This window comes from Streptomyces phytophilus, assembly GCF_013870535.1.
Taxonomy (GTDB): Bacteria; Actinomycetota; Actinomycetes; order Streptomycetales; family Streptomycetaceae; genus Streptomyces; species Streptomyces phytophilus.
This window is the reverse complement of the sequence record NZ_JACBXC010001582.1, coordinates 1-1201: the sequence shown is the minus strand read 5'-3', so window position 1 is coordinate 1201 and position 1201 is coordinate 1. Positions and strand designations below refer to the sequence as shown.

Annotated in this window: 1 protein-coding gene; it reads left to right on the top strand. The window is 71.1% G+C overall.

Going from position 1 to position 1201, the window contains the following annotated elements; translation table 11 throughout:
- Positions 1-1201, top strand: a 1201-nt coding sequence (locus H5J30_RS34405) for an ABC transporter substrate-binding protein (RefSeq protein ID WP_181791738.1), incomplete at both ends; no start/stop codon positions are given.

Genomic DNA, 1201 nt, shown 5'->3' with positions numbered 1-1201 from the left:
ACCGAAGACGGCGGGCCCGTCACGCTGACGGTCGGCGTCTTCGGTGTCTTCGGCTTCGAGGAGGCCGGGCTCTACGACGAGTACGAGAAGCTGTACCCCGACGTCACCATCGAGGAGAGCGCCGCACCCAGCAACGAGGAGTACTACCCGCAGCTGCGCGCCGCCCTCGACTCCGGCCGCGGGCTCGCCGACATCCAGGCCGTCGAGGTCGGCAACATCAGCGAGGTCGTCGCCACCCGCGCCGACCGGCTGATGGACCTCGGCACGGCGACCGGCGTCGACGAGGGCGCGTTCCTGCCCTGGAAGTGGGACCAGGCGACGACCGACGAGAACAAGACCGTCGGCCTCGGCACCGACATCGGCCCCATGGCCGTCTGCTACCGCAAGGACCTCTTCCGCGCCGCCGGGCTGCCGACCGACCGCGAGGAGGTCGCCGCGCTGTGGTTCTCCGACTGGGAGAAGTACCTCGGCGTCGGCGCGGACTACATGGCGAACGCCCCCGGGGGCACCGCGTTCGTCGACTCGGCGGCCGGCGTCTACAACGGCTCGATCAGCAGCTTCCCCGTCCGCTACTTCGGCCGCGAGGGCGAGGCCATCTACCAGGACAGCCCCGCCGTCGAGATCTCCTGGGACCTGGCGATGCAGGCGGCGCAGGGGGAGATGACCGCCCGGCTCAAGCAGTTCACCCCGGCCTGGGACGAGGGCTTCGCCGAGGGCGGCTTCGCGACCGTCATCTGCCCGTCCTGGATGCTGGGTTACATACAGGAGAAGGCGGGCCCGAAGGCGGCCGACAAGTGGGACATCGCCACCGCGCCCAAGCCCGCCAACTGGGGCGGCTCGTTCCTCACCGTGCCCGAGGCCGGCGAGCACAAGGAGGTGGCGGCGCGGCTCGCGGCCTGGCTGACCGCGCCCGAGCAGCAGGCCCGGCTCTTCGAGAAGCGGGCGAGCTTCCCCAGCTCGCAGGCGGCGTACGAGCTGCCGCAGGTCGCGGACGCCACGCACCCGTACTTCAACGACGCGCCGACCGGCGAGATCTTCTCCATCGCCGCCAAGAGCATCCCCACGCTCGAACTCGGCGCGCAGGACCAGCCGATCCAGCAGCAGATCACCGACGCGGGCATCCTGCCGGTCGAGCAGCAGAGGCTGACGCCCGCGCAGGCGTGGCAGGCGGCGGAGCGGAAGATCGACGAGCTGCTGGACC